Source organism: Ruegeria sp. C12 (assembly GCF_056537745.1).
The window spans coordinates 35054-54358 of record NZ_JBQFSA010000003.1 but is presented as its reverse complement, the minus strand read 5'-3'; the positions used below and the strand labels follow the sequence as shown (position 1 = coordinate 54358).

The following is a 19305-nucleotide window of genomic DNA, read 5'->3' as shown; positions in this document are numbered from 1 at the left end:
GGTGACTGCCATGAACGTCCAGACCCCGGAAAGCGGATACCACTACAACGTCATGCGCCGCGCGATCGAGCTGATCGATCAGGGCGGCGAGGGCCTCAGTCTTGAGGAACTGGCGCAGCAGATGGATATGAGCCCGGCCCATTTCCAGCGACTGTTCTCGCGCTGGACCGGCGTATCACCGAAACGCTACCAGCAATACCTGACGCTGGGCCATGCCAAAGCGCTGCTGCGCGAGCGGTTCACGACGCTGGAAACCGCCCATAACGTGGGCCTGTCCGGCAGTGGCCGCTTGCATGATCTGTTTCTGAAATGGGAGTCCATGAGCCCCGGCGAATACGCCCGCAAAGGCGCAGGTCTGACGATCTATTGGGGCTGGTTCGAAAGCCCCTTTGGCCCCGCGCTGGTGATGGGCACCGACAAGGGCATTTGCGGTATGGCCTTCGGGGCCGAGACCGGCGAGGAAGAGGCGATGGAGGATATGCTGTCGCGCTGGCCCTTGGCCGAGTTCGTTGAGGACCCGATGCACCTGCGGCCCTGGGTGCTGAGCGCCTTCGGGTCTGTCAGCGACCGTTTGCAGCCGACGCCTTTGTACCTGATCGGCTCACCCCTGCAGATCAAGGTGTGGGAGGCGCTGATGCACATCCCCTCGGGTCAAGTCACCACCTATTCCGAGATCGCGCAGCGGGTGGGCTCGCCACAGGCCGTTCGTGCAGTCGGAACGGCGGTCGGGCGCAACCCGGTCAGTTGGCTGATCCCCTGCCACCGGGCGCTGCGCAAATCGGGCGGGCTTGGCGGCTATCACTGGGGCCTGCCCGTCAAACGCGCGATGCTGGCCTATGAAGCCGCGCAGGCGGATGCCTGATTGACAGAACGTCCCGGCGCTGTCATATGGCGCGCCAGGTACGGGTCCCCTGCCGTTCGCGGCCTTTGGCTTTGGTGAAACCCGGTTGAATGCATATCTGTTGCCCTTTCCTGGCGCACGGATGGCAATGCGAACACCGTCCTGATTTCGCGCCCCTATAAGGAAGCGAGGCAAGACATGACTATTGATCAAGACATCGCTCCGGTTTCGGAGCTGAAGGCGCAGGCAAAGCGACTGCGCGAGAGGCTGCGCAGCGCGGATGTGATCCTGTCGCATAGCGAGGCCCTAGAGCTGGTGGCCCATCAACAAGGGGCCAAAGACTGGAACACGCTGCGTGCGATGGCTGGCAACCGGCTGCATCTCAGGGTCGGTGACCGGGTCAAAGGACGCTATCTGGGTCAGCCGTTCAATGCGGTCATTCGCGGTTTGACGATGTTGGGTGATGGCGGGCACCGCCGTGTGACGCTGCAATTCGACGCGCCCGTGGACGTGGTGCGGTTTGACAGCTTCTCGGCCTTCCGGCAGCGCGTGACCGGCGAGATCGGTTGGGACGGGCGGTCTACCCGTCATACATCGGACGGAGAGCCGCAGCTTGTCGTCCAACCAGCCTGAAAATAAAGCGAGGCACCCTGGGGTGCCTCACATTTTGATCGTAGAAAACAGGCGTTACTCGGCGGCCCAGCCACCGACGGCTTTGACTTCCAGAAAATCCTCAAGCCCCCAAATGCCACCTTCGCGCCCGTTGCCGGATTGCTTCATGCCCCCGAACGGAGACCCCGCGCTGCGCGATTTGCCGTTCATCTCGACCATGCCCGAGCGCAATGCCCGCGCCATGCGATTGGCGCGCTCGCCATCCTGTGTCTGGACATAGTTGGTCAGGCCATATGGCGTGTCATTGGCGATCTCGATTGCCTCTTCCTCGGTGTCGAAGGGGATCATGGTCAGGACGGGGCCAAAGATTTCCTCGCGCGCGATGGTCATCTGGTTATTGGCATCGGCAAAGACCGTGGGTCGCACGTAGTAGCCCTTGTTCAGACCCTCAGGCCGTCCGGTGCCGCCTGCGACCAGACGCGCGCCTTCGTCGATGCCTTTCTGGATCAGGTCCTGAATTTTGCTCCACTGCGCCTCGTTCACCACAGGGCCGATATGGCGGCCTTCCTCGGCAGCGGGGCCAACCTTGACCATGTTGGCCACCTCGGCGGCGGTTTCGACGGCCTGATCGTAGATCGGGCGCTGGACCAACATCCGGCTGGGGGCGTTACAGCTTTGGCCGGTGTTGTTCATCATATGCAAGACACCGCGCTTCACCGCGCTGGCATCCGCATCGGCAAAGACCACATTCGCGCCTTTGCCGCCCAGTTCCAGATGTACTTTCTTCAATGTTTCCGCAGCTGCCTTGGAAATTGCGGTTCCCGCACGGGTCGAGCCGGTAAAGCTGATCATGTCCACATCCGGATGGCTGGACAATTGCGAACCGACGCCAACCCCGTCGCCATTCACCAGATTGAACACGCCGGGCGGAAAACCGGCGGCGTCCATCAACTCGGCAAAGATCATCGCGTTCAGCGGGCTTTGCTCGGACGGTTTCAGAACCATCGTGCATCCGGCAATCGCGGCGGCCCCAACTTTGAGCGTGATCTGGTTCATCGGCCAGTTCCAGGGCGTGATCAGACCGGCAACGCCGACGGCCTCGTGGATGATGCGGTCGTTTGGGGCATGATCGCCCAGCGGATGTTCGAAGGGAAAGGCCTTGGCTGCGCGGATGAAGGTGTTCAGGTGGTACATGCCCGCCCCTGCCTGAGCCGCCCGCGCCAAATCGATCGGGGCTCCCATTTCCAGCGACATAGCCTGTGCCAGATCCTCGTTGCGGGTCTGGTAGATCCCGGCCAGTTTCTCGACCAGTGCAATCCGCTCGGCAACCGGGGTGGCCATCCAGCCGGGCAGGGCCGCCCTGGCGGCAGCAACGGCGGCATCGGTATCAGCCTGCCCGCCCAGTGAGATCACTGCGCAGGGCTCTTCTGTCGATGGGTTGATGACGTCGAAGTCATTGGGCGCGGATGGGGTAACCCATTGGCCGTTGATGTAGAATTCACGCTTTTCGATCATGGCTCTCCCTCCTGATCAGACGGCATTGGGGCCGGTTTCGGGGCACTCTGGCACTGGCGGCATAGCGGGGCAAGAGGGTGTTTTGATCAAATCTCTTACCGCTTGCAGCGGGAATGGCGTATCCTTGCGCGGGCCAATGGTTTAACTCTGACGCAGAGTGTTTAGGTTTACGGCAACCGACTCGGGTTTTTCACAGGAAAGGAGATGCACCATGGGTTTGCGCATCAATGACACGGTTCCCAATTTCACCGCAGAAACGGATCAGGGCACCGTTCAGTTTCACGACTGGATCGGTGACAGCTGGGCGATCCTGTTCTCGCACCCGAAAGACTTCACCCCGGTTTGCACCACCGAATTTTCGGCTGTGGCCCAGTTGAATAACGAATGGGCGGCCCGCAACACCAAGGTGATCGGCGTATCGGTCGATGGCGTGGAAGATCACAAGAAGTGGAAGAAAGACATTGAGGCTTATGGGAACGCCAATCCCGGTTTTCCGATCATCGCCGATGATGGGTTGGCCGTGTCCAAAGCGTTTGACATGCTGCCTGCCGAAGCCTACCTGCCCGACGGGCGCACCCCCGCCGACAGCGCCACCGTGCGGTCGGTCTTTATCATTGGGCCGGACAAGCAGTTGAAACTGTCGATGACCTATCCGATGACCGTGGGCCGGAACTTTGCCGAGATCCTGCGCGCGCTGGACGGGTTGCAGATGTCCGCCAAAGGTGTTGCGACGCCTGCGAACTGGGTGCCGGGCGAGGATGTGATCATTCCACCTGCCGTGTCGAATGAAGATGCCAAAGAGAAATTTGGCGAGTTCGAGACGATCTTTCCTTATCTGCGTAAGACCAAGGCGCCGTCTTAAGACGGACCGGGTCAGGGGGGCTGTCTGCCCCCCGCCGCGCCTAGAGGCGCGACTCCCCCCGAGGATATTTATGGCCAGATGAAGCAGGCGGGCGCTGTGGGTAGCTGTAGAGTTTTGCCCTGTAGGCCGCGCGCTTGAATTCGCGGGTCAGCTTGTCGCTGAACGGCGGGCTTTTCTGGATTGTCGAGCCGCCGATTTCACCGGCGATTTCCCGGTTGCCGCTGCCGAGCAGGGTGTGGATCGGTTGGCCGGTCAGCCAGTGCATTTGCAGAAACGTATCGACCGGGCGGTCGATCTGATCCGTGGCGGCCAACATGCGCGCGGCGGCGCGACGTCCCACCATCTGGCAGACACATTGCAACCCGACCACCCAAGGTAGAACCAGGCGCAGCCCGTTTTCCTCGGCAATGGTTTGTGCCGGAATCTCGCGTTGTTTGACCGGTATGCGGATGTAGTGATCCGGGGTCGCCTCGCGATTCAAAAGCGCCAGGATCTGCTGCAATTGGGCAGGGTCGATACGCAGATCATCTTCGGTGATGAGTGCCAGATCGATGTTTTCGTCCACCATTTTCTGCCAGATGCGGCGGTGGCTTTGGAACACGCCGATCTCGGTGGGCCGCAGCGCAAAAGGGTAGTGGGGCCGATGCAGATTGCCGGGATGCAGGCAGACATCCGAAATTTGTTCCGGGTCGCGCCCGTTCACGGCCTCGAACAATTTGGCGTTGGGCAGGTCCGCGCAAAGCCTTTCGGCGTTTTCCCGCCGGGCGGTGCTGGAAGACATATGAATGACGAACGAGCGCATTGGCATGTGCATAGAGCACCCCGGCGTGTTGGGGAAGGGTGGTGATGGCGAAACACAGAGCCGTGACTGTTTGAAATGTTCCATTTGGCAGATAATGGCCGTTTTCCAGGGGTTCAAGCTGCGTGGGCGGCGGGGCGGGTTATCGACCAGGGATTTTCCAGCCCGCAGTTTAATATAAGCGTGTGCCGCAGCAGGCGTATTTCGAAGGGTTTCAGGACGGGCAGGACGGTGGGGCCGTATCCTTTTGCGCCCTGCCTGAGCGTCGGGAATAGGTTTAGCAGTTCCTTTCGGGTCTCGGCGGTCATCGCGCTAAGCGTCGTGTCGCCCGGATAAAGGGATTCAGACCAGATGCCATCGACATTCACCAGTTCATGCTGATCGAACAGGATATGGATGTAGTCGACGCCTTCATCTGGTGGCAACTGGCGGACAGATTTGCCATCAACCAGATTTTTGGCCGGGGCCAGCATCATTGGGGCGGAACAAAAAAGCTCCATTTTTGGGGAGGAAACCGCGATCCGATGTTGCGGTGAAACCACCAGATCGCGATTGGTGCAGGTGGTTGAAAAATGGTCCGACCTGACCCGGATCGGACAGAGATGCGGGGATTGGCGCAGGTCTTGCCGGGACAGCCTGCGTTTGCCGATCCAGCGGACGGGCCGAACCTGACCTCCGGCAACGATGACGGGATCTCCGGGGCGCAAAGCCTCGACCCGGCGGCGGCCTGTTGGTGTCAGGATCATCGATCCGGAGGTGAAGCAGACAAAGGACGGTAGTGTGCTGTATTCGGTTGGGGGTGTTGATGAGGGCCTGCTGGTGACTGCAATCGTGTCCCCGACGTTGGCCTGACCCGATGTGACAACCACATAGATCGGAGAGGTGAACTGCAATTGGACAAAGGACACAGCCTGCCCGTTGATTTCGCCCTGATAGGTTTCGAACACCTGAAAGCTGGAGGAAGAGTTGTGGAAGTTCGGGACACCGCTGAGATCCAGTTGAGTGCTGGAATCCGAGCTTTGCAGAAACGTGTCATCATCGATGATGTCCGCGCTATATGCGGCTTCGATTGAAACGCTATTGGTGCTGAAGGGGTCCGCGCTGAGTTCGTAGATGGTGATGGAGGCCACGGCGGAACGTCTTCCCAGAATTTACAAAAGTTTTCCTTAAGTTTGGGCTAATTCAACTTATAAGTGTTAACATATGGTTTACTAAACCGAGCGCGCGACCTCATGGATATGGGATGGGGTGAATCCCGAGAACCGGGCTTTCACGGATAACAGGAGTTTTGAAAATACATGCCCCCGCCACTTGGGCGGAGGCACGCCAGGGGCGGCGAAACCGGAGACGAACACCGCCCTTGGTGGGGCTCAGAACCCGTAGCGCAGGCCGAAATTGATGCTGAACGTGTCCAAGTCATCCTCGACCGTTCCCGTCGAAGCGCCGGTGGGGGCCAGACGCGCGGATGAGACGTCGAAGGCACGGGTATAGCGCGCATCAACGGTAAAGGCGGTGTCTTCGTTGATGTCATAGGCGACACCGGCGATCAGCTGTGCCGCGAAATCGGTGCCGCTGTCATCCAGCGTGACGCCGGGGCCGTAGGCGAAATCGATATCAGAATAGGTCGCACCCAGACCGAAACCGGCATAGGGGGTGAAGGCGCTGTTACCCTTGAAGTCGAACAGCACATTGGCAAAGAGCGAGGTTTGGGTCACATCGCCCGAGATATTACCCTCGGCCCCCGGGCCATTTCCGGAGAAGTTGACGCCGTCCACGTTGTTGTCGCGATAGGACAGCTCCAGCTCGATCCGCGTGCCAATGGCGTCATTGGACCATTGAGGGATCTCTTTACCGATTGCGATCCCCAGACCGACACCGCCATCGAAATCGGTGTCGACGGATTCGGAAGCGCCGCCGATGCTGCCGCTGAAGTCGGTATCCTGAAGGTCGCTATAGCCCAGGAAGCCGTGGATATAGGTGCCGTCCGTCAGGCTTTGCGCTGACGCGGCGGTCACACCCAAAATCAGCGCCGCCGAGGTAAGAAGAAGTCGAGAAACCATAATCCATGTCCTTTGTTCCGAATGGTCCATGGCGCTGATGTGGGCAATCGGAGGTCAAAAGGAAGGCGCGCGACCATCACTTCGCGTCACGGGATTTTGGGTGTGGGTGAGTGAATAAGTAGCCCATTGAACAATTGCAGTCGCAGGGCGGGCTTACCCTCGGGATGTTGGTCGTTCCATGAGGGGTTCTGACAGCAGTTCCTCGACAAAGAAGCTGAGCAGTTGCAAGCGGCCGGACACGCCAGCTTTGCGGTATACTGCAGCACTTTGGGCCTTGATCGTACCTTCTTTGGTCTGCCGAAGTTCCGCGATTTGGGCAATCGACAGGCCCTTGAGCGAGAGCAGCGCAACATCGCGTTCGGCTTTGCTTAGCCGCCATTCGTCAAACTGGGTGCCGATAACCTGTGCGAACGCGCCTTGGGCCACGCCAAGCTGCCGTTGTATATCCCGAACGCGCCGGTTCTGGGCGCGGATCAGCGCAATCGCTGCCGCCAATCCACCCAAAAGCGCTATTGAGATCAAAAGTTCAAAACTGTGCAAGTACCGGAAGCCGGCGCTTTCGCCCCCGGTCCAATCCAGCAGTGCATCGGTCAGGAAAAAGGTGGCGCAGAGGGCCTGCACCACCAAAAGGAGCCACAACAAAGACGTTTGCGATATCTTCATGATGCTCCTTCAGGGTCGCGCGGTCAGTCGTCATCCTCTTCAAGTTCGATGGCGGTTACGGTGCCATCGACTTTGTTCAGGACCAGTTCAGTTTCCACGCCATCCTTGCTGAGTTCAACCTCGATCTCGCCGTCTTCGAATTCGATCTCTTCGACCACATAGCCCTGCGCCTCCAGCGCCGCACGGATGTCAGCCTCATCCGTCCCCAGTTTTTCGCCCAGCCCCACATTGGCCAGGGCCAGCGCGGGGGCTGCTGCAATCAAACCGGCAAGGGTCAGAATTTTCAGGTTTTCCATATCGCATCTCCTGTTTTTGCGCGTTTCAACGCAATGGAGTTGGGAGGGTGCCCGGATCGTTTCGATTGGGCTTTGGTTGAATTGGATGCAATTGGACCAAGGTTTATGCGTTCGATCAGGCTATATCAAAGCCCACGGGCGGCAGAGTGGCATAAAAAAGGCCCCGGTGGATCACCGGGGCCTTCATCATTAGAATAGGGAAGCAGATTTACTCTGCACCTTCCTCTTTCTTTTCTTTCTTTTCGGGCACGATCTCTTCGCCGGTTTCCTGATCGACCACTTTCATCGACAGGCGGACCTTGCCGCGATCGTCAAAGCCCAACAGCTTGACCTTTACTTCCTGGCCTTCCTTCAGAACATCCGACGGATGGTTCAGGCGGCGGTTTTCGATCTGGGACACGTGGACCAGGCCGTCGCGCTTGCCAAAGAAGTTCACGAAGGCACCGAAGTCGACGATCTTGACCACTTTACCGGTGTAGATCTGACCCTCTTCCGGCTCGGCCACGATTGAATAGATCATGTCATAGGCCTTTTTGATCGACTCCCCATCGGGCGAGGCGATCTTGATGACGCCGTCGTCGTTGATGTCGACCTTGGCACCCGAGGTCTCGACGATTTCGCGGATGACCTTGCCGCCCGAGCCGATCACTTCACGGATCTTGTCGGTCGGGATGTTCATGGTCTCGATGCGCGGAGCGTGGACCGAAAACTCGTTGGTCTCGGAGAGCGCCTTGCCCATCTCACCCAGAATGTGCATCCGGCCGTCCTTGGCTTGCGCCAGGGCTTTCTCCATGATCTCGGGCGTTATGCCTGCGACCTTGATGTCCATCTGCAGCGAGGTGATGCCGTTTTCGGTACCAGCCACTTTGAAGTCCATGTCGCCCAGGTGGTCTTCGTCACCCAGAATGTCCGACAGGATGGCATAGTTGCCGTCATCTTCCAGGATCAGACCCATGGCCACACCGGCAACCGGTGCTTTCAGCGGAACGCCCGCATCCATCATCGACAGCGAGCCGCCGCAGACCGACGCCATCGAGCTGGAGCCGTTGGATTCGGTGATTTCCGACACGATGCGGATCGTGTAGGGGAAGTCGGTTGCCGCAGGCAGAACCGCCTGTAGGGCGCGCCATGCCAGCTTGCCATGACCGATCTCACGACGGCCCGGGCCACCCACGCGGCCAACTTCACCAACCGAATAGGGGGGGAAGTTGTAGTGCAGCAGGAAGTTCGATTTGAAGTTGCCATGCAGCGCGTCGATGAACTGTTCATCATCGCCGGTGCCCAGCGTGGTCACGGCCAGCGCCTGTGTTTCACCACGGGTGAACAGGGCGGAACCGTGCGTTCGGGGCAGCATCGAGGTTTCGGCTTCGATCCCACGGATGTCGGTGGTCGAACGACCGTCGATGCGCTTGCCGCCTTTGACGACGTCGCCGCGCAGGATGCCAGCTTCCAGCTTTTTCATCGCCGAGCCGAGGTTCGCGTCTTCCAGCTGTTCCTCGGTCAATGCTTCCTTGATCGCTTCACGGGCAGCGGCAACAGCGGCGGTGCGCTCTTGCTTGTCGGTGATCGCGAAGGCGGCGCGCATCTGCTCTTCACCGGCAGCGGCAACAGCGGCGTACAGCTCCGAGTAATCGGGGGCGGCGAAGTCAAACGGCTCTTTCGCGGTTTCTTCGGCCAGCGAAATGATCAGGTCGATGACCGGCTGAATTTGCTCGTGCGCGAAGGTCACGGCGCCCAGCATTTCGGCCTCGGACAGTTCGTACGCTTCCGATTCGACCATCATCACGGCGTCTTTGGTACCGGCCACAACCAGATCCAGACGCTGTTCGGGGTTCAGGCGCAGGTCCTGCATGTCGTCCACGGTCGGGTTCAGGACGTATTCGCCATCCACGAAACCAACGCGAGCACCGGCGATCGGGCCCATGAACGGCGCGCCCGAGATGGTCAGGGCAGCCGAAGCGGCAATCATCGCGACGATGTCGGGGTCGTTGACCAGATCGTGGCTCAGCACGGTGCACATGACCAGAACTTCGTTCTTGAAGCCGTCAACGAACAGCGGGCGGATCGGACGGTCAATAAGACGCGCGGTCAGCGTCTCTTTCTCGGTCGGGCGCGCCTCGCGCTTGAAGAAGCCACCCGGAACTTTACCGGCGGCATAGTATTTTTCCTGATAGTGCACGGTCAGCGGGAAAAAGTCCTGACCGGGCTTTTGTTGCTTGGCAAAGGTCACGTTCGCCATGACGCTGGTTTCGCCCAGCGTGGCGATCACGGTGCCGTCGGCCTGACGGGCAACCTTGCCGGTTTCCAGTGTCAGCGTCTCTTCGCCCCACTGAATCGATTTCTTCGTTACATCAAACATATGCGTATCCTAGAACGGAGCACTCCCGCCCCTGCGGGTCTCCGGTTTGCATGGCGGCCCCATTGCCGCCGACCCCACTTTATCTTCCATTCGAGTGCCGGGGTCAGGGCACAACGTCTCAGATACCGCGCGCATACAGCAGAAAACGTTGGAAGGAAAGCGAAACCGCACAAGGCGGCGGTGGACCGCCATGCCCGGAGTGTGACCGTTGCTGAACAACCGTGTGTGGCAAAACACGCAGGATTGCTTACATGGTAACACATGTCACATACCCGAGGATGCCATGACCTTTTGCCTGCGGTTGCTGAGCGTCGCGTTGCTGACCCTGTGGGGTTTTGCGGCACTGGCGTCCCAACCTGTCGAGTGGTCTGATCTGCCGGACCCTGCCGCGCAGGACTTTGAAGACCCGTTTCGCGAGCTGAGCGCCGAGCAGTTTGATGACCTGCGCTTTGCGCTGCGCTTGCGTGGGCGCTTGCAGCAGGATGTCGGCAGCGCGGACGAACAACACAAATGGCAAGAGCTTTTGTCCGAAACGGAACAGGCGCTGGCCGCCGATCAGATCGATATCGACCGGCTCATGTCCCAGCGTGATGCGGTGATTCAGCGTCGCGAGATGGCTGATACCGCCGGGAACCCCAAGGTCAACGATCAGGTTGTCACAATCACCGGCTATGTGATCCCCGCCCCTTCGGATGAACAGGGGCATGGTGTGGCCTATCTGGTGCCTCAGCCCGGTATGTGCAGCCACCTGCCGCCACCCCCGCCCAATCAGATGATCCGTGTCCGGCTTTCGGACCAGTGGGCCCCGACCTTGTATTATGAGCGTGTTCGCCTGACCGGGCGATTGACCATTGCGCCGACGGAGTACGAGATGTTTGTGATCGACGGGCAGGTTCCGATGCGGGCCACGTTCCGTTTGGATGTCCACAACGCCGAACCCTTGGGCAGCGGCGAGGAGCATTTTCAGGAGTTCCTGACGGTGCATGATCGTTTACGCGCGGCGCTTCAGCAGAAATCCGGCGGGCCTGTCGAAGGCCCATGAACCGGTTTGCGCCCTTTGCCTTGACTCCGTGATCAACACATTCCGAAAAAAGAATAATTTTGCCATATTATGATGACGGTGTAGGCTCGACCCACAAGACCTGCGGTCGCAAGGACGGGAACGCGCCAAGGGACTACAAAAATAAGGCCGTCTTCGACCGAATACCTTGGCGTTTGCACGTAGCAAACTGAGGGAAAGTCGAATGGCTGAAACCAAGAAAATGCTTGATCCGGATCCCCGGATTTATGACTTCGAAACCGAATATGAGCTGGGGCAGGATAACGTCCGGCCATTCGGTCTGGACATACACAATCCGGTCTTCCTGATCTCGAGTATCCTGATCTTTGCGTTCGTCCTGATCGCATTGGCCAATCAGGAGGCCGCGGCCTCGTTCTTTGGCTGGCTTCGGCCCTGGCTGACCAGCACGTTTGACTGGTTCCTTGTACTCTCGGTCGATGCAATCACCCTGTTCTGTCTGGTGCTGATCGTTCTGCCTGTCGGCAAGGTGAGGATCGGCGGCAAGGACGCCGAGCCTGATTATTCCTATGCCGGTTGGATCGCGATGATGTTCGCCGCCGGTATTGGCATCGGTCTGCTGTTCTTTGGCGTGATGGAGCCGGTTTATTACAACTTCGCCGAAGGCGGCAACGCCGCGCCCCTGGGCATCGACATTGCCGTGCCGGGTAACGAATACGCAGGCATCGTGGGCACGATCCATCATTGGGGCCTTGAAGGCTGGGCGGTTTACGCCGCTGTGGGTCTGAGCCTTGCGATTTTTGCCTACAATCTGGACCTGCCACTGACCCTGCGGTCGGCCTTTTATCCGTTGCTGGGCGAGCGGGTCTGGGGCTGGTGGGGCCACATTATCGACACGCTGGCGGTTTTTGCCACGTTGTTCGGCCTCACCACCTCTTTGGGTCTTGGGGCGCAACAGGTTGCGGCTGGCCTGAACGAGGTGTTCGGCATCACACCCAGCCCGACCGTGACGGTTCTGCTGATCATCGGTATCACGCTGATCGCGCTGGGCTCGGTCCTGATGGGTATGGATGCGGGCGTCAAACGGCTAAGCGAGATCAATATGATCATGGCCGTGGGCCTCTTCATCTTCGTGATCGTCGTCACCGGTGTTGGTACAGCCATTGCGCGCTATTTCAACGTCATGGTGGATTATGTGACGCACCTTCCGGCCTTGTCCAACCCGTTCGGGCGCGAAGATACCAGTTACTTCCATGGCTGGACGACCTTCTACTGGGCATGGTGGATCGCGTGGTCGCCCTTTGTGGGCATGTTCATTGCTCGCATCTCCAAGGGTCGCACGGTGCGTGAGTTTATCCTCTGCGCGCTGTTGGCCCCAACGGCCGTCTGTGCGTTGTGGATGTCGACCTTTGGTGGTGCCGCGATCGACATGCTGAACGCGGGCGGCGCAGAAGGTGTCCGCGCCACAGTGATCGACAGCTACGCCCCCGAAGGCGCGCTGTTCGGTTTCCTGAAAGAACTGCCGCTTTATGGCATCGTGGCTCCGATCGCGCTGATCCTGATCGTGGTGTTCTTTGTCACTTCGTCCGACTCGGGATCGCTGGTGATCGACACGATCACGGCGGGTGGCAAGATGGATGCGCCTGTTGTTCAGCGCGTGTTCTGGTGCACGCTGGAAGGTCTGGTGGCCATTGCACTGTTGCTGGGCGGCGGATTGTCCGCGCTGCAAGGGGCGGCAGTGTCGACGGGCATTCCATTCACGCTGGTGGTGCTGATGATGTGCTACTGCCTGTGGTTGGCGTTGAAATCAGAGCACGCCAAGATGTAAGCACCTTTAGTCACAGAAACGCCCGCCAATCGGCGGGCGTTTTCTTTTGGTCTGTCGCAACCGGATCAGAGGGCAACCGCCTCAAAAGACTTCAACAGGGGTCTGGCCGGGCTGTAGGAGTTGCTGCCTGATGTCCCCAACTCTGGGAACAGGTCCAGAATTTCCGAGCGCAGGTCATGATCCAGACTGCACAAGCCAACGGTACCGGGCAGAAAACTTTCTGTTGCGGCCCCGTCGCTGAAAATGATCTCGTGCCGGTCAAACAGGATGTGGAAGTATTCGACCTCGGCGCAAGGCTGTTGGTAAATCGTTTCGCCGTTGATCAGGCTTTTCGCCGCAACCAGACATTCGGTTTCGCCAAACAACATCTCGGCCTTCCAGCCGGACAGCAAAACGCGATGGTTCTGCGAGACCGTCAGGTCACGGTCATTGCCGATTGTGCCGGCCTGAAACACCACCGGCACCCGATTGCCCTTGCCGGGAACGCGGCGTGATCCGATCCATCGGACCGGCTGCGCGCCGTTATCCTTGGTGACCACCAGATCACCGGCCTGAATATCTTCCACAGCAACTGGCCCGTCCGGGGTTTCGATCATCGTACCACGCGCAAAACAGGGTGGCGGCGGGGGAACGTCGAACGAGAAGTCGCCAATCCCCGAGCCGCCTGTGGATGAGCCATCAGGCGACGGGGTCGAGGTAATGATGACCTGAGACACCGGACCAGCGGTCGAAAACGACAGGACGTTAGGGATTGCGGTATCCGGGTCAATCAGAATGTTGCCTGCGGCGTCCTGGGTGATGTTGATCGTCCCGCCGGCGCTTTGAGTGATCGTGATTTCGGACAATGGGATTGGGTTTCCGTCTTCATCCAGAATCAGAATCTGATACCCGTCGTTGAATGACCCGCTGGCGTTTACCCCCCCAAGATCAAACGACAGATTGTTTACGGGGTTTGAAAAGCTGAAATCCGCTGTGTTCGGAGTGGTCGCAAAGTTGGAGTTGATGTCTGCGCCCGAATTTCCGGGGTTGTCGCTCACCCAATCACCGGTGAAATCTGCCGTGATCGTTGTAGAATTTGCCCCGTCCGATACAACGGTGCTGCCATCCTGGGCCGTGCCCGTACCATCCAGCCATATGGCCTGATCCAGTGTCGCCATCGCGCCTACTCACAAAACTTGTTACCCAACTTGCAGTCGCACGCTTAAGGACCGGTTAAGCGCAACTGCCAAATTTATAATACTACTAATGATGATCGTGTCATTAGCCTGTCGCTTGATCGGCAATTTCTTGACGATTTGCGGTGTGCAAAGGGTTGCCCAAATGCACCAACGCCCACCTGTTGGCGGGCGTCGCGTTTTCTTGAACCGGGTCTCGTGCTCGGGACGAGACGTGCAAACGCTTAGCGGCGGATGCCCAGCTTTTTGATCAGGTCCTGATAGCGCGCTTCTTCCTTGCCCTTCAGGTAGTCCAGCAGTTTACGGCGCTGAGCAACCATTTTCAGCAGACCGCGACGACCGTGGTTGTCTTTCTTGTGGGTCTTGAAGTGCTCGGTCAGGGTGTTGATGCGCGAGGTCAGGATCGCAACCTGAACTTCAGGCGAACCGGTGTCGCCTTCTTTGGTTGCGAATTCTTTCATGACGCGTGCTTTTTCAGCAGTAGTGATCGACATCGGGGTCTCCTTTAAAGGTTAGAGTTAATGGCGCAGGCCGGGATGTCGTCCAGCACAGGCCCATGGAGAAACCCGCACCGATTCCGATGCGGATGGGCGCGTATAGGCGCTTTTTCTGCCAATGGCAAAGGGATTCTGCGAGGCTAGTGCGTCTGCCCGTACTTGGCCAGCTGGGCTTCGGTAATCAATCGGATGTCGTCGCTGGTCATCCCGTCGGCCCCGTAAAGATGCGCAACCTCCTGCCCGTCGATGACAACGCGGGTCAGGTTGGTGTTCTCTTCGTCCTGCTGGATCTGAATGTCGGGATCGTCCGAGGCGTCCCATGTGATCAGCAACTTGTCCTCACCGGGCTGGAAACCCATGACGGTGACCTCTTCGTCATCCCCTTCGGTGTCGAGGATGATCTGGTCGGCCCCCTGGCCGCCATTGGCCACATCTCCGCCCTGGGCCAGGATCGTGTCGTCGCCGGTGCCACCGTTCAGAAAGTCGGTGCTGGGCGAATTGCCGTCTTCGCCGCCAAACAGCACGTCATCGCCATCACCACCAAACAGCACATCTTCGCCTTCGCCCCCGGATAGTGTGTCATTGCCATATCCACCGTGCAGCGCGTCATCGCCTGCGCCGCCTGCCAGCCTGTCGTCGCCCTGACCACCGTAGAGCGCATCCGCGCCCTCGCCGCCGTCCAGCTCATCGGCGCCGAAATGGCCATACAGCTTGTCGTCTCCTGCATTTCCGGACAGCAGGTCGTCGTCCGCCTCGCCATGCAGAATGTCCGATCCGTGCCCGCCGGACATCACATCCTGACCGTCGCCCCCGTGCAGAACGTCATCGCCGCAACCGCCATTGATGATGTCGTCTCCGCCATAGCCGTTGATCTGGTCGTCCCCCTCCTGCCCGGTGATTTCATCTGTACCGTCAGAGCCTGCGATCACCAGATCACCAAGATGTTCGGAGATTACGGTGCCGGTCGAGATCTCCGGACCCTCGGGTGTTTCAGGTTCTTCAACGTTCTCGCCAATATCCAGAAATTCGCCTTCGGTTGGTTCCTCGGGCGTGTCGTTTATCGGTTCGTCGTCTTCGGGTTCCTCTTCGGTCGCGAACACGTCGCTCATGGCGTAAGCCGCGCCGCCGACGGCGGCCAATCCAAGCAATCCGGCCAGAAACATGGGAACCCTCCGAAAGCACACTGCTCCGAGGTTGAACTATCCCATCCGGCTCCCGGTTTGGTCAAAGCAAGCCTGAGTCCGTGGTTAACCCTTTGTCACCACGCCTCGGGCTGCTGGGTGTATGCGATATAAAGCGGGTGTTTGGGGTGCCCGTCCTTTGTCAGCCCCAGATGAAACAGAGGCTGGCCTGAGCCGCGCAATAGGGTTTCCACCGCCGGGCCGCGTTCCAGATGCGCGCCATGGGTGCCCCAGGCGGCGATCACCTGATCGGCCCATTGTACGCCGTCCAGAATCGCGGCGTCATTCTCGGGCCCCACCGGATCGGCAGCGGCGCGCATCTTGCGCGGGTCGGTGTCGCGCCAGGCAAAGATATTTGTCACCTGAAACGCCCCGAACCCCAGCGCCCGCGCGCGGCGTTCGCAGCGTTCCACCGTTGGGTCGTTCTGCACCTCGGTCGCGGTTGAGGGGTTCAGCATCACAAACAGCGCCTTGCGCCCCGCCGCATTCCAAACGCGGGTCAGGCTATAGCGATACTTCTCGCAATCCGAATAGATGGCGGTCGAGGGCGCGTCGCCCTTGGTATGGGTGCGTGTGATCATGTCTTTCGGCTAGCACAGCGTTCAGGCGACGAACACCCGGCTGGGATGCAATTCGCCGGATTTGTAGATGCCCACGGCCACGGCCTTGCCATCGAGCGAGGCCCAGGCTTCGTCGCCATATTCCACGTCCGACGCCAGCACCATGCCCGGATTGCCGTTGCGCAGGCGGGTGGCACCCTCGGGGGTGCATTTCAGCTCGGGCAGGTCCGACAGGCCGGTTTCCAGCGGATGCAGGTACTCGTCCAGTGCCTCGGTCTTGGCCATCTCGTCGATCTGTTCGATGGCCAGGCCATCTTCGGCCTCGAACGGGCCGGACCAGATGCGGCGCAGTTCCTTGACGTGGCCGTAACATCCCAACGCTGCACCCAGATCGCGCGCGATCGAGCGGACATAGCCGCCTTTGCCGCAGGTCATCTCAAGCACCACGTGGTCTTCGTCGGGGCGGTCGACCACCACCAGTTCCTCGACCCACAGGGGCCGGGCAGACAGTTCCACATCCTCGCCATCGCGGGCCAGCTTATAGGCGCGCTGTCCGTCGATCTTCACGGCTGAGAACTTGGGCGGCACCTGCATGATGTCGCCCAGAAACGGAGCCAGCGCCTGTTTGATATCGTCATCCGAGGGGCGTGCATCGCTTTCCGCAATCACCTCGCCTTCGGCATCGTCGGTATTGGTGGCCTGACCCAGACGCACGGTGAAGGTGTAGGCTTTCAAGGCGTCGGTGATGTAAGGAACGGTCTTGGTCGCCTCACCCAAAGCCACGGCCAGAACGCCGGTTGCCTCGGGGTCCAGCGTGCCCGCATGGCCCGCCTTTTTGGCATCCATCGCCCAACGCACCTTGTTGACTACGGATGTCGAGGTCATGCCCGCAGGCTTGTCCACCACCAGCCAACCGGAAATGTCGCGGCCCTTGCGTTTGCGTCCCATCTTGCACCTTGCCTTTTGCTGAGGCGCGCGGGTTAGCGGATCGAATTGCCGCTGTCAATTTGCGGGCGTATCTTCCACCACACCCACAATCGGCCCCAGCGAGAACCCCAGATCCGAGCGCCCGCCCGCCCGGTCATACATGCGAGAGATATTGCCATCGAAGAACAGCGCATTCGGGGTGCCGATCACATCGCGGAACAGGCTGCCGAACTCGTGAAAGGTCACGTAATCCTCCGAGATCGCAAACACCACCCGGGTGCCATCGGCGCTGGTGCCCACCCCGTTGCGCACATAGCGCGAGGTCGAATCGGGCAGGAAACGCGGATGCAGTTCTCCGTCGATCACCAGCATCGGGCCGGACTGGGTGGCGAACCGGCAATCGGGGGCCTGATCGACATAGGTCAATGTCTCATACACATCGGCGCGACCGTCACGGATGCAGAATACGCCGTTGGGCAACAGGCCGAAATTGCCGGGGCCTGCATTCGGGATCACGCGCATTTGCTCGTGTCCCTCTTCGACATAATGCCCGACGGGCGAGCGGTCGTCGTGGTACATGCCCGCGTTCATCGCAAAGGCCAGTTGCTTACCGCTGGGCGCAAGCGCTTCGTTCACGGATGAAAAATGCCCCAGCACCGCGCCGTTTTCATCATTCAGAAACAGGCGCAGGTCTTCATTGGCGGTGTCCACTTCGCAGACGGTATACCGCTTGTCCTCATGGGTCAGCTTTTCGCAGGTCACCGCGCCCGCCTGCGCCGCCCACATGACAGCGCCCAACGTGACAAGGGTGCGGATCACTCGTCCAGATCGCGGCGCACCGCGTCCTGTTCGAACATGCGGCGGGTGTCGTCGAGACGGTCAAACGTGTCGTCCAGACGGAACCGCAGATCGGGCGAGAATTTCAGGTTTAGCTTCTTGCCAATCACGCGCCGCAGCTCACCCTTGTTGCGGGCCAGCAGTTCGATCACGTCCTCCTGCCCTTTGCCGCCAAGGGGCAGCACATAGGCGGTGGCGATCTTCAGATCGGGCGAGGTGCGCACCTCACCCACTGTGATCGACATGCGGTTCAGGTCGGGGTCGTGGACATCTCCGCGCGCCAGAACCTCGGACAGGGTGCGGCGGATCAGTTCGCCGACACGCAGTTGCCGTTGGGACGGGCCGGGGCCATCGTGGAATTTGTTCTTTGCCATATTCCCGATCTAAGCGCAAAGCAGGGCTTTGCCAAGCAGGCGCGAACGGGGTAGGAGGCTTTGAGCCGACTTAGCGAAAAGGACCAGCGCAATGACCCATATTCCGGGGATCGTCATCACAGGGGCTTCGGGCCGTATGGGGCAGATGCTGATCAAGACCGTGTCTGATAGCGATCAGGCGCGTCTGGTCGGTGTGGTCGAGCGTAAAGGCCACGACTGGATCGGTCAGGACGTCGGTGAAGCGATGGGCGGTCAGGCATTGGGCGTGACTGTAACGGACGACCCTCTGGAGGCATTCGCGCAGGCGCAGGCCGTGATCGATTTCACCGCGCCCGAGGCGACGCTGGATTTTGCCGCACTGGCCGCACAGGCGCGTTGCGTGCATGTGATCGGCACCACCGGCATGACAGACGAACAGATCGCGGCGCTGGAACCGGCCTCGCGCCATGCGGTCATCGTGCGGGCGGGCAACATGAGCCTTGGCGTCAACCTGTTGATGCAACTGACCAAAAAGGTCGCCGCTGCGCTGGATGAGGATTTCGACATCGAGATCATAGAAGGCCATCACCACCACAAGGTCGATGCGCCTTCGGGCACCGCGCTGATGTTAGGCGAGGCCGCCGCCGAGGGGCGCGGCGTCAAGCTGAACGATGTGTCCGACCGGGGCCGCGACGGCATCACCGGCGCGCGCAAACGCGGCGATATCGGCTTTCACGCCATTCGCGGCGGAGATGTGGTTGGCGAACACGACGTCCTGTTCGCCGCACCCGGAGAGCGCATCGTCTTGCGCCATCTGGCCTCGGACCGCGCCATCTTTGCCCGCGGCGCGCTGAAGGCGGCGCTGTGGGGGCAGGGCAAAGCGCCGGGTCAGTATGACATGGTGGATGTGTTGGGGTTGTAG

20 protein-coding genes are annotated in these 19305 nt (G+C 59.8%); 6 read left to right on the top strand and 14 right to left on the bottom strand.

Annotated features, from left to right (window positions below; translation table 11 throughout):
* The first annotated feature begins 10 nt into the window (after positions 1-10).
* Positions 11-862 (top strand): bifunctional helix-turn-helix domain-containing protein/methylated-DNA--[protein]-cysteine S-methyltransferase, encoded by an 852-nt coding sequence (locus ACR0C9_RS07625; protein WP_170453618.1) that lies wholly within the window; start codon positions 11-13, stop codon positions 860-862.
* A 177-nt stretch (positions 863-1039) separates the two neighbouring features.
* Positions 1040-1474: a glyoxalase superfamily protein gene (locus tag ACR0C9_RS07620; protein WP_170631145.1), complete on the top strand. Its 435-nt coding sequence runs from the start codon at positions 1040-1042 to the stop codon at positions 1472-1474.
* Between the two features lie 54 nt (positions 1475-1528).
* Here ACR0C9_RS07620 and ACR0C9_RS07615 read toward each other — a convergent pair whose 3' ends face one another.
* On the bottom strand, positions 1529-2968 hold the full coding sequence (locus ACR0C9_RS07615) for an aldehyde dehydrogenase family protein (RefSeq protein WP_480780721.1): 1440 nt from the start codon (positions 2966-2968) through the stop codon (positions 1529-1531).
* A 211-nt stretch (positions 2969-3179) separates the two neighbouring features.
* Between ACR0C9_RS07615 and ACR0C9_RS07610 the strand changes: the two genes are divergently transcribed.
* Complete coding sequence (locus ACR0C9_RS07610) at positions 3180-3830, top strand: peroxiredoxin (protein ID WP_480583794.1); 651 nt, start codon at positions 3180-3182, stop codon at positions 3828-3830.
* Between the two features lie 40 nt (positions 3831-3870).
* Here the strand turns inward: ACR0C9_RS07610 and ACR0C9_RS07605 are convergent, their stop codons facing one another.
* From ACR0C9_RS07605 to pnp, 6 genes are all read right to left on the bottom strand, one after another.
* Positions 3871-4644, bottom strand: coding sequence for a glycosyltransferase family 25 protein (locus tag ACR0C9_RS07605; protein ID WP_480780720.1), 774 nt, complete (start codon positions 4642-4644; stop codon positions 3871-3873).
* A 101-nt stretch (positions 4645-4745) separates the two neighbouring features.
* Entirely contained in the window at positions 4746-5759 is a 1014-nt protein-coding gene (locus ACR0C9_RS07600) for a Hint domain-containing protein (protein WP_170623236.1), read from the bottom strand.
* 240 nt (positions 5760-5999) lie between these two features.
* The gene (locus ACR0C9_RS07595) at positions 6000-6689 is read right to left on the bottom strand and encodes an outer membrane beta-barrel protein (RefSeq protein WP_170453623.1); all 690 of its coding nucleotides are present in this window, start codon (positions 6687-6689) and stop codon (positions 6000-6002) included.
* A gap of 153 nt (positions 6690-6842) precedes the next feature.
* Positions 6843-7352, bottom strand: a complete 510-nt coding sequence (locus ACR0C9_RS07590) for a helix-turn-helix domain-containing protein (protein ID WP_170453624.1) — start codon at positions 7350-7352, stop codon at positions 6843-6845.
* 23 nt (positions 7353-7375) lie between these two features.
* Positions 7376-7648, bottom strand: coding sequence for a PepSY domain-containing protein (locus tag ACR0C9_RS07585; RefSeq protein ID WP_170453625.1), 273 nt, complete (start codon positions 7646-7648; stop codon positions 7376-7378).
* Positions 7649-7856: 208 nt separating this feature from the next.
* Positions 7857-10007, bottom strand: a complete 2151-nt coding sequence (gene pnp / locus ACR0C9_RS07580) for a polyribonucleotide nucleotidyltransferase (protein WP_170453626.1) — start codon at positions 10005-10007, stop codon at positions 7857-7859.
* A gap of 283 nt (positions 10008-10290) precedes the next feature.
* Here pnp and ACR0C9_RS07575 point away from each other — a divergent pair, with 283 nt between their 5' ends.
* Entirely contained in the window at positions 10291-11049 is a 759-nt protein-coding gene (locus ACR0C9_RS07575; protein ID WP_480780719.1) for a DUF3299 domain-containing protein, read from the top strand.
* 202 nt (positions 11050-11251) lie between these two features.
* On the top strand, positions 11252-12853 hold the full coding sequence (locus tag ACR0C9_RS07570) for a BCCT family transporter (RefSeq protein ID WP_170453627.1): 1602 nt from the start codon (positions 11252-11254) through the stop codon (positions 12851-12853).
* Between the two features lie 65 nt (positions 12854-12918).
* On the opposite strand, the gene ACR0C9_RS07565 is transcribed toward ACR0C9_RS07570, so the two are convergent.
* The 7 genes from ACR0C9_RS07565 to rbfA form a co-directional block, all read right to left on the bottom strand.
* Positions 12919-14010: a Hint domain-containing protein gene (locus ACR0C9_RS07565; protein ID WP_480583815.1), complete on the bottom strand. Its 1092-nt coding sequence runs from the start codon at positions 14008-14010 to the stop codon at positions 12919-12921.
* A 242-nt stretch (positions 14011-14252) separates the two neighbouring features.
* Entirely contained in the window at positions 14253-14522 is a 270-nt protein-coding gene (gene rpsO / locus ACR0C9_RS07560; protein WP_170453629.1) for a 30S ribosomal protein S15, read from the bottom strand.
* A 143-nt stretch (positions 14523-14665) separates the two neighbouring features.
* Positions 14666-15688, bottom strand: coding sequence for a calcium-binding protein (locus tag ACR0C9_RS07555; RefSeq protein WP_170631117.1), 1023 nt, complete (start codon positions 15686-15688; stop codon positions 14666-14668).
* A 95-nt stretch (positions 15689-15783) separates the two neighbouring features.
* The gene (locus ACR0C9_RS07550) at positions 15784-16287 is read right to left on the bottom strand and encodes a DUF1643 domain-containing protein (RefSeq protein WP_170623226.1); all 504 of its coding nucleotides are present in this window, start codon (positions 16285-16287) and stop codon (positions 15784-15786) included.
* Positions 16288-16308: 21 nt separating this feature from the next.
* A complete protein-coding gene (truB, locus tag ACR0C9_RS07545) occupies positions 16309-17214 on the bottom strand; it encodes a tRNA pseudouridine(55) synthase TruB (RefSeq protein ID WP_480780718.1) in 906 nt (301 codons plus the stop codon).
* Between the two features lie 54 nt (positions 17215-17268).
* The gene (locus ACR0C9_RS07540; protein ID WP_480780717.1) at positions 17269-18012 is read right to left on the bottom strand and encodes a phosphodiester glycosidase family protein; all 744 of its coding nucleotides are present in this window, start codon (positions 18010-18012) and stop codon (positions 17269-17271) included.
* Complete coding sequence (gene rbfA, locus ACR0C9_RS07535; RefSeq protein ID WP_170453633.1) at positions 18009-18404, bottom strand: 30S ribosome-binding factor RbfA; 396 nt, start codon at positions 18402-18404, stop codon at positions 18009-18011. The genes ACR0C9_RS07540 and rbfA overlap by 4 nt, the downstream gene beginning before the upstream one ends.
* Positions 18405-18495: 91 nt before the next feature.
* Between rbfA and dapB the strand changes: the two genes are divergently transcribed.
* Positions 18496-19305, top strand: a complete 810-nt coding sequence (gene dapB / locus ACR0C9_RS07530) for a 4-hydroxy-tetrahydrodipicolinate reductase (protein ID WP_170453634.1) — start codon at positions 18496-18498, stop codon at positions 19303-19305.